The organism is Sedimenticola selenatireducens, from assembly GCF_007625115.1.
GTDB classification, from domain to species: domain Bacteria; phylum Pseudomonadota; class Gammaproteobacteria; order Chromatiales; family Chromatiaceae; genus Sedimenticola; species Sedimenticola selenatireducens_A.
The window spans coordinates 356,245-365,276 of the sequence record NZ_VMNH01000004.1 but is presented as its reverse complement, the minus strand read 5'-3'; the positions used below and the strand labels follow the sequence as shown (position 1 = coordinate 365,276).

7 protein-coding genes are annotated in these 9,032 nt (G+C 50.9%); 3 read left to right on the top strand and 4 right to left on the bottom strand.

Annotated features, from left to right (window positions below; all coding sequences use genetic code 11):
• Positions 1–68 precede the first annotated feature (68 nt).
• Both FHP88_RS03770 and FHP88_RS03765 read right to left on the bottom strand, forming a co-directional pair.
• On the bottom strand, positions 69–3,782 hold the full coding sequence (locus FHP88_RS03770) for a translocation/assembly module TamB domain-containing protein (RefSeq protein ID WP_144357649.1): 3,714 nt from the start codon (positions 3,780–3,782) through the stop codon (positions 69–71).
• Positions 3,779–5,476: an autotransporter assembly complex protein TamA gene (locus FHP88_RS03765; protein WP_186297590.1), complete on the bottom strand. Its 1,698-nt coding sequence runs from the start codon at positions 5,474–5,476 to the stop codon at positions 3,779–3,781. The genes FHP88_RS03770 and FHP88_RS03765 overlap by 4 nt, the downstream gene beginning before the upstream one ends.
• A gap of 166 nt (positions 5,477–5,642) precedes the next feature.
• On the opposite strand from FHP88_RS03765, the gene FHP88_RS03760 reads away from it, so the two are divergent.
• Positions 5,643–6,329: a MarC family protein gene (locus FHP88_RS03760; RefSeq protein WP_186297589.1), complete on the top strand. Its 687-nt coding sequence runs from the start codon at positions 5,643–5,645 to the stop codon at positions 6,327–6,329.
• Between the two features lie 17 nt (positions 6,330–6,346).
• On the opposite strand, the gene FHP88_RS03755 is transcribed toward FHP88_RS03760, so the two are convergent.
• Together FHP88_RS03755 and FHP88_RS03750 are read right to left on the bottom strand one after the other, a co-directional pair.
• Positions 6,347–6,676 carry a DUF4156 domain-containing protein gene (locus FHP88_RS03755; protein ID WP_144357646.1) on the bottom strand — a complete coding sequence of 110 codons (330 nt, stop codon included), beginning with the start codon at positions 6,674–6,676 and terminating at the stop codon, positions 6,347–6,349.
• An 85-nt stretch (positions 6,677–6,761) separates the two neighbouring features.
• A complete protein-coding gene (locus tag FHP88_RS03750) occupies positions 6,762–7,376 on the bottom strand; it encodes a glycine zipper 2TM domain-containing protein (protein ID WP_313957279.1) in 615 nt (204 codons plus the stop codon).
• A 165-nt stretch (positions 7,377–7,541) separates the two neighbouring features.
• Here FHP88_RS03750 and FHP88_RS03745 point away from each other — a divergent pair, with 165 nt between their 5' ends.
• The gene (locus tag FHP88_RS03745) at positions 7,542–8,048 is read left to right on the top strand and encodes a Na+/H+ antiporter subunit E (RefSeq protein WP_186297588.1); all 507 of its coding nucleotides are present in this window, start codon (positions 7,542–7,544) and stop codon (positions 8,046–8,048) included.
• On the top strand, positions 8,045–9,028 hold the full coding sequence (locus FHP88_RS03740) for a universal stress protein (RefSeq protein ID WP_144357644.1): 984 nt from the start codon (positions 8,045–8,047) through the stop codon (positions 9,026–9,028). Before FHP88_RS03745 ends, FHP88_RS03740 begins: the two co-directional genes overlap by 4 nt.
• The last annotated feature ends 4 nt before the right edge of the window (positions 9,029–9,032 follow it).

The following is a 9,032-nucleotide window of genomic DNA, read 5'->3' as shown; positions in this document are numbered from 1 at the left end:
TGTTCGCTCTCCTTGAGACAGATAGTGTTTCCCTTAACCCGATTATAGCCGCTGACGAAGAGCACGTATTAGCGCTCCACATCATAAATAAGATCCATACTCTGGCCTTTTCCTGATTGAACTTCCAGTCGCAAACGTTCACTCAATCGGTAACGTGTGATCAGTGCACCCTGGTTATCAAACAGGCCTACCGCATAGCTGACATAGAGATCGGGTGACAGGTATTTTCCCAATAGCAGGGCGGTGTCTTCAAGGCTGCTTCCTTCCTGGATTCTCACTTCATCAACACCCAATCCTGTGGCGATACGGTCCAGGATCTCCTGGCTCTTTTCCAGTCCCTTTGTGGCTACCGCCTGACGTAGCAGTGCGGCCTTACCCGGGCCTTCTGCGGAAAGTCCCTGGCCGGTGATCAGGTAAGAGAGGGCTTCTTCCTCGGGTAACACGGGTGTGCTTGAGACCTGCACCTGGGGTACGCGAAGATTGCCGCTCACTCCCAGTGTTGCGGTGACAGATCGATCGAGAGAGAGGCGGGTTGCCTTGATATCGAGGTTTGGATTTTCGGGTGGGCCGTTAAATAACAGGCGCCCCTGGGTGATGGTGAGATCCTGACCGTAAGCCTTGTAGCGTCCCTCTTTAAGCGCGAGTTCACCCTGGGCCTGATTGCGGCCCTGTTTACTGCGAAGATCAACCTGGCCTTCCAACCGGGTATTGAGTCCAAATCCATTGAATTGTACTTGGTTGCCGACTTCAACCGAGACCTCTGCATCGATTACCAAAGGTGACGATTTGGCTGTCTGCTCAATCCGGCCGACGATGATCTCATCGTCCGACAGGCTCACCGCGCTCTTTGGCAGTTCTCTCAACTGAATGGTGGCTTTGGGTAGCAGGAGCGTCCCTTTTAGCGTCAGCAGATCCTTTTTCAGTTTGATCTCCATATCGGGGGTGGCATAGGCTTCCGCCTCGGGTAGACGTACCACCTGGACGTTTTCGCCCTTGAGTGTAAGGGCTAGAGGCCAGCCCTGTTCTGCTTGCAGCAGCAGATCACCGTTTAGCTTGAGTGGCCCACCACCCGATGTCAGCTCTCCCTGCAAAAGCAGGCGCTCAGTCCCTTCGTTTCTGGCGGTAAGCTGAATCTCCCTGAGTTCCAGCCCCAGTTGTGGGAGATTGGCAGATCCCTCACTGAGTTTTAAAAAGCCCTGTATCTCCGGTTGTAGAAGGTGCCCACCAAGCGTGGCCTCTGTCTCTAGCTTTCCGCGAATGTCAGTTAGTCCAGGAACCAGCAAGCCGATGGGTTTTAAATCGGGTATCTCTGCATTCAATCGGCCTGCGAGTGGTATGGGCCGGTCGCTGGAGAGTGGCCCCGTCCTTGCCGAGAGGGTTACCTGTCCTTCTCCGGCCTGGAGTTGCAACTCGGCCTGGTTTTCCTGCGGTGACATGCGAAGTGACAGCAGACCATCCTGTAGGGCCAATCGAACCGGTTGTTCCTCTGTTGCTTCAAGCAGCAGTACCCCTTGAGCAAGTAAGAGCTTGGCCTCGCCTTGTAGTGCTGAGAGTGGGCCGGCCAGTTGGAAATCACCATCAAGATTGCCTTCTACGGCCACCTCTTGCGGGAGCCAGTGCAGTATCTGTTTCAGTGGTAGTGCGGAGAGATTACCCTCAAAGCGGCTGGTATCAGGTGTCCAGGCACCACTGGTACAGAAGTGTGCGTTGCCCTGGGTGAGACAGGTCTTGGTCAATTTTACCTGTGAGGTGCTGGCCAGTAGTTGTGATGGTGATTGGGTTATCCATCGGCCTAACTGTGGTTGGGTGATGGAGAGTGTGGCAAGCTCTCCTTGCCATTGATGATTCTGCCAACCGCCCTGAAGTGATGTGTTTACGGAGATTGTTTGTGCGTCCAGTGACAGTTCGAGTCGGTGGGCATCGGGTCGGCCTTTGAGTGTCAATGCGAGTGATCGCCCTTGCCAGTCTCCGCTGTGCAGCCCTTTCGTTGTGAGTGCTCCCGTTGCCTGACCTTTTTTCCAGACCAGGTGCCCATCAATCTGATCGACTTTGTGCGCCTCATAAGCGAGGCCCTGGCCCCTCAGTGTGGCATTAACTTCAGGTGCGGAGATTTTTCCCGTCAGTTGGCCCTGTGCCGATAGGGAGCCTTTTAATGCGGTCCAGAAGGCGTTCAGGTCCGGTGCATCGAGCTGATAGTCGAGATCCAGCGTGTCGCCTACTGACCCCTCGGCTGAGAGTTGGTTAGGTCCGCTGTTGAGTTTTATGTGCTGCAGCTTGAGTCCCGACTGATCATAGTGTCCTTGGCCGCTGGCACTGATCGGCTGTTGTTGCAGGATGCCGGTAAGGCTCTTCAAATCGGCATCCAGCCAGATTCCCTGTGGGTCTTCCCCTCCCTTGATCGCGGCTTCCAGCGCCAGCTTGCCCGGCCACTCCGGCCACTGTTGCGCAGGATTGAGGGACTCGCCAGTGAAAGCGAGATCCCAGTTAAGTGCAGGGGCCCAGCTCAGCTGACCTGTCGCGCGGGTATTCCCCCCCAGAAGAGTGGCATCAAGTTGCAACGCTTGCATGCCCGTGGGGCTCAATAGACCCTGCAGACGAGCCGCCATGTCAGGTGCCTGTTTTTGTGGGAACTGGAGTGTGCTGTTGCTATCCAGTCGAAGCTGTTGCAGTGGACCCTGAATGGTGAAATCACCCCTGGGGCTGATCGCCTGGGGCGCGCTCAGCAGTGGCCAGCGGGCTTTTTCCCAGTTGCCCTTGATATCCAGTTCAGCTGCATCGCCTTGTAGCTTGATTGTCCCCTGCACGTTGAGCGATAGGGCGGGAGTTGATCTGTCCCCTTGTTCGAGCAGGGTCGCACTGAGATCGTTAAGCCCTGCAGTTGACAGTTGAGTTTTGAGCTTCAGTGTTACAGGGGGTGTTTCGGTCCCGGGAAAGTATAGATCGGCTCCACTTTCAAGCAGTGGCTCGCTGAGTGCGCCACTCAGCCGGTAATTCCCAGTAACGCTTTTTAATCTGGCTGCCTGGAGTGGCCATTGTGCCTGTTGCCAATCGCCTTCCAGTTGCAGGGTGGGTTCGTTGCCTGCGAGTGTAATCTGGCCACGAGTGCTGAGCGTGAAAGGGGTATCTGTGCTGTGATCAATCGTGACACTATTGAGATCCCCTTTGATTGTTCCTGCACCGTTGGCTTTCCCCAGTTCCGGTAATTCACCCTGCCACTGGATACTGACTTGAAAGGGGTAGTTCTCTATCAGTTTCAGTTGACCATCACCGCTAGCGGTAAAGCCGGCATAGTTGAGTTTTAGTTCGGAGAGCTTGAGCGTTTTCTCAGTTGTCTCGACACGTAAGGCAACCAGATCAATGTGTTCGGTATCTGTTGCGGATGTGATCTGAATATCCGCAAGCTCAAGTTGATCAAGTTGGATCGCGACGGGAAGAGAGGGTGGGGCAGTCGTTTTGCGCTCTGTGGACGGATTTATTGCAGTGTAGTGAATGCCGGAAGCCTGCAGTTGTTCAACATGCAACAGACCACGGAACAGTGCGTGGGGGCGCCATTGAAATTGCAGTGATTGAATGGTCAGTTGTTGATCTTTATCGCGGTAATTGAGTTCGCCCAGTGTGACACCCTCAAGCAGACTCCCTTGATAGGATTGGATCTGTAGTGTGTCGCCCATTGTCCAATTCAACAGGCGCTGATTACCGGCCTGAGTGCCGAGTAGCCAGGCACTCGTCGCCAGTAAACCCAGAAGCACTAACGTGGTCAGGGTAAGCAGAGGGCGCCTCACAAATCCGCCCCCATGGAGAAGTGAATACGAAAGCTGTCCTCGCTGGTATCTTCTGGTATGGCAAGATCCAGGCGTATAGGACCGACTGGCGAGCGCCAGCGAAGACCCATGCCTGCTGATCGTTTCAACCCTTCATCCCATCCGTCGACCGCATTGCCTGCGTCAACGAAAAGTGCGGCAGACCAGTCGTCCTTGATCGGATACTCATACTCTATACTGCCACTGAGCAGATAGCGCCCACCCACAACCTCTCCGTCGGAATCTTTTGGGCCAAGTGCCTGATAACCATAACCCCGAACACTCTGATCACCACCGGCAAAGAAACGGTAGGAGGCGGGGAGTTGGTTAAACTCTTCTGTTAATGTAAGTCCTGTATCACCACGTATTAACAGGCGCCCCGCACCCAAGGGATAAATCCATTTAGCGGCTGCCTGGAGTTGAAAGAATCGTACATCGGAAAAGAGCGCCTCTTCAGCGCCTTTAAGTTCCAGGCTTAGTCGATAGCCTTTGCGTGGCAGCATCCTATTATCTGCCTTGGTCTGCGACCAACTGATCCCTGGGACGAGCAGTGTGGCCTTAGTTGTCTCGTTGCCTATGTCGGATTCTTCGGAGATCCAGTCCAGATAACGTGTCTCACTCCAGCCGTTTCGGCTACCCACGGCCCGTACGCCGATGGTTGCCGTGTTACTGGTGGTGGTATCGGTATCCAGGTGTCGATAGCCTGTACGAAAACTGATCTGATCAATATGGGGTTGCTGGACGGGAATCAGATACTCCAGTCCCAGAGAACTATCTACCTGGGATAAGACAATCTTAGATTCCAGTCGATGACCCAGGCGGTTCAGGCGCCGTCGCTCATAACCGAGACTAAATCGAGGGCCTGTGTCGGTGGCGGCACCCAGACCAATTCGATAGGCCATCCGCTTAACTGGCTCCAATTCAACCCGCACGTCAATTGTCCCATCCTTTGCGCCTTTGAAGTCCGGTTTAACCGAGACGTTTTGAAAGTAGCCGCTATCTGCGAGGCCGCGATGGGTATTGGACAGTGCTGTGGAATCATAGGGGTCGCCAGCGTGAATCTTGATATAGCGTTCCAAGAGTTCGGGATCATATGTCTGCTGGTTTATCTCCAGTTGTCCGATACGAAAACGTTGGCCAGATTGATAGTGGAGTACAATGGATGCCTGGTTTGCCTGTGGGTCTATTTTAAGTTCGCTGCGGATGAAACGGCCATCAAAATATCCGTGCTCCGCAGCGATACGTTCAATATCGCCTTTCAGTGCTTCATACTGTCCATGGTGTACTTTGCTGCCCTTTTTTACCGGTGAGGCTTGCAGCAATTTACCGAAGGTCGCATCACTCTGTGCTTCACCCAGGATGGTGATCTCAACTTCATTGAGATAAACCGGATTCCCTGGATTAATATCAAAATTGGCTTGCCAGCAATCTGTTTGGAATTGCAGGTTTTTCTCAACCTTTATCTGATAATAGCCGAGTGCCCTGGCAGCTTGATCCAGTTCATTGTCTGCCCGGCGGAACAGTCGCTTGACTCTCCAGGCAGGGGCATCACAGGTTTCAGTTGTCAAAGAAAGGCCGGCTCGCAGGTTGGTTTGCAGTTCTGCGGACACACCTTTTAGCTCAATCAGCGGTTCAGCGGCGTTGAGTGCTGTAGCATTCAGTGAAAACCAACTCATCAATATCAGAACCCAATGCCTATACAGGAACTGCTTGGGCAAGCTGCATTCAGGGTTCATGTGAAGAGTGTTATCCTTTTTGCTATTAAGTTGTTCTGTTTTGATAGGGCTGATGACATCATCCCCATACACAGTCAGATTAAGTCAATCAAAAGAAAGTTCAAAAATGACCAGAATCAGACAATTTCGTGCTGATTCGTTTAAAGGGTTTAGAAATATGGAAAACTGGACAGAGTATTCCCGCTTTATCACCTCCCTGGTGGTCATTATGGACCCTTTTATGGCGATACCCATCTTTTTGAGTATGACCAAAGGGTACTCCCATCAGAATCGTGCCCGTGTGGTGCGAATTGCCATCTTTACCGTCGCTGCCACGCTTATCGTCACCGCATTTGCAGGTGAGGGACTGTTGGCCTTTATGGGAACCAGTCTGGGATCATTTCGTGTAGGCGGGGGAATTGTTCTTTTTCTGATGGCGTTAGCTATGCTTCAGGCGCGAATTGATCCCGTACGCTCAACGCCACATGAAGAGGAGGTGGCTGCCAGTCTTACCTCAGTGGGTGTAGTGCCACTGGCTATCCCTTTACTTGCGGGCCCGGGCGCCATGAGTACAGTTATTATTGGCATGCACCGCTCCACTGCACCCTACCATGCGGCGATGGTTGTGGCGAGCATACTCTTGGTGGCTGCCATTTTATGGTTAGTCCTGAGTCTTGCTGTGCCGATCGGAAAGCGGCTGGGTGATATCGGTCTGAATATTCTTAATCGTATCTTTGGGTTAATACTTGCAGCTATTGCGGTTGAAGTAATAGCCAATGGTATTAAACAGCTATTTCCTATCCTTGTTGTATGAGGGGAGAGTAGTGTTAATCACTTGGTGACTCCGACGCATCTATAGACAATAAAACGCTGCTGACCATCTTCGACGGGCGAATCAGCAACAACAGTGTCACCACCAATTTTGGCTGCACTGGTGCGGGCCAGTGTCTCGAGTTCTTTCTGGACTTTTTCCGCATTTCTGTTGATGCCCGCTATCTTATCGATCAAGGATACATTTGTGGTGCCAAGTTCTTTGCAGCTTGTCACCTCATCAGCATCTAATACCCTCACTTTCTCTCCTTCAGGTGTGGGTTTTACCCATGCGCACCCGGTCAATAGCAGAATGCTGGTAGTTGTAATGATCGCCTGTATTATTTTCATTGGATAACCTTACTTGATTGTCCTGCTATGAGACCCATGAGAGGGTGTAGCCATTCAAGGAAAAATTATTGATAGCCACTTACGACTAATAAGTGACTCGGGTATTTCCTCCATGCTGTAACAGTCGAATACGATCCCCAGGGTTGAAAAACTGGTCATTTTCAACCTCTTGTACAACCGAGATGATATCCCCCGTTGACTCCAATCTAATCGTCAGTTCCTGTCCCTGTTTTGTGGTGAGTTTTTTCTCGGCTGCCTGACCTGCCAAGCCACCTGCTACAGCACCCACAACCGTAGCAATGCTACGGCCTTTTCCGCCACCGACAGTGCTTCCGGCAATACCACCAATAATGGCACCAGAGCCAGTACCTACGATGCCATCTGTTCGCCCTTCGATAGTGACAGGGGTAACGGACTCAATCGTTCCGTACTTCACTGTTTGTACTTTTCGCGCATCGCTGCGGGAATAAGTTGTTCCCGTAAGACCGCTACTGGCACAGCCGGCCAGCGTGGTGAGTGCAACCAGGATGATAAAAAAGCGGTAATACATGTTCATTCCGGCCTCCCCATAGACCAATGCTGCAGCTAGTGCACAGACCTTAATCAACCGTTCGTATGAGCAGTGAGCGTCACGATTACGGCTTACTCTATTAGAGCCATTATCTTCTAATAGTTCCATGCGAAGTCTGATCTTCGTCATTAATATCTGATTCTGTTGGTTAGTTGTGGATCGGCTGGCGGATAAGTGCAGTTAATCGGAGTTACCTGAACTTGAAGCTATCCATAATCGATGGCACCAATGGTAGCTTTGATTTATCTTTTCTTGAGCTACACATTACGATGGATTTATTCTAGGATCATAACTATGAGCTGGATAAAAGGCATAATTCCCATGTTTATGAAAGTGTTGGTGTTTGCACTTGTCTGGTGGGTAATGACTAATGGTGCACTTCAGTCATGGCTGATCGGAGGGGGAGCAATTGTGCTCGCAACACTGGCCGCAAAGAAGCCTGCCACACATTTCACTATTCGTTATTTTAAACTGGTGATGTTGATCCCGTTTTTTTTGAAACAATCTATCCTTGGCGGTGTCGATGTAGCAAGACGCGCCTTACAGCCGAGTATGCCGATTGATCCCATTCTAGTTGAGTGTCCGCTAAGACTTCCACCCGGATCGCCTCAGGTCTTTATGACCAATATGGTGAGTCTGTTGCCTGGGACTCTAAGCGCAACACTGGAAAACAATCGATTGAAAATGCACGTACTTGATCAGCAAAGCAGTTACATGAAAGATTATTTGCTACTTGAGGAAAAGGTGGCCGAGCTATTTTCGGTTCCGGTACAGAATACTGGCGCAGGTGAATTACTATGAATCGATTTAAGAACATTTTATGTATCATTGAAAAAAATAGGGAGTCATGCTGTCGTGCTCTCGAGCGTGCTGTCTCACTGGCTAAAAATAATCAAGCCAACCTAACAGTGGTGGATGTGGTTGATAAGATGACGGTTGGGATCGGTATGCCAGATGCTGGTCCGATATCAATTGATCTCCAAGCAACAATTAACCAAGCTCATCAGTTGGCATTGGAGAAGCGGGTGGCCCCTTTTCGCAAACAACTCGCAATTCAAACCAAGCTATTGGTTGGAACCCCTTTTCTAGAAATCATCAGGGAAGTCTTGAAAAACAACTACGATCTGGTTGTTAAAACACCACTTCGTCAGAGCTGGGTTGATCGCCTGTTGTGCAGTGATGACATGCATCTGCTGCGCAAGTGCCCTTGCCCAGTATGGCTTATAAAGTCTCAGGCCCCAAAGAGTTATAAACGGATTCTTGCGGCCATCGATACGGAAGAGGATAAGCCAGATGATGAGCAGGTTTCTGAGCATGCGCTAAATAAGCAGATTTTAGATATGGCTGGCTCATTGGCACTCTCTGATTTTGCAGAGTTGAATATTGTTCATGTGTGGCATCCTATTGGGGAGAGCGCATTACGCGGAGCGTTCATGAATACCGAAGAGGAAAAGATCACGGCCTATGTTGAGCAGGTTCGAGGGCAACATGCAAAAGCACTGGATCAGAATGTGAAGGAGATGGTAGATCAACTGGGTGACAGCGCTACTGACTTTTTAAAACCAAAGAAACACTTGATTAAAGGGTGGCCCAGTAAGGAGATCCCCCTCCTTGCCAAAGAGATTGATGCTGAGTTAGTTATTATGGGTACGGTCGGACGGACTGGCATACCTGGGTTTATCATGGGTAATACGGCTGAGACTATCTTGAATCAAATTGATTGCTCTGTTCTTGCCGTCAAACCTCCGGGTTTTGTTACGCCGGTCCAGTTGGTGGATTAATAAC

Bases quoted from the DNA above. Each gene is read 5' to 3' on its own strand.
- FHP88_RS03765 (WP_186297590.1), bottom strand. From the start codon at position 5,476: ATGAGTTGGTTTTCACTGAATGCTACAGCACTCAACGCCGCTGAACCG.
- FHP88_RS03760 (WP_186297589.1), top strand. From the start codon at position 5,643: ATGACCAGAATCAGACAATTTCGTGCTGATTCGTTTAAAGGGTTTAGA.
- FHP88_RS03755 (WP_144357646.1), bottom strand. From the start codon at position 6,676: ATGAAAATAATACAGGCGATCATTACAACTACCAGCATTCTGCTATTG.
- FHP88_RS03750 (WP_313957279.1), bottom strand. From the start codon at position 7,376: ATGACGAAGATCAGACTTCGCATGGAACTATTAGAAGATAATGGCTCT.
- FHP88_RS03745 (WP_186297588.1), top strand. From the start codon at position 7,542: ATGAGCTGGATAAAAGGCATAATTCCCATGTTTATGAAAGTGTTGGTG.
- FHP88_RS03740 (WP_144357644.1), top strand. From the start codon at position 8,045: ATGAATCGATTTAAGAACATTTTATGTATCATTGAAAAAAATAGGGAG.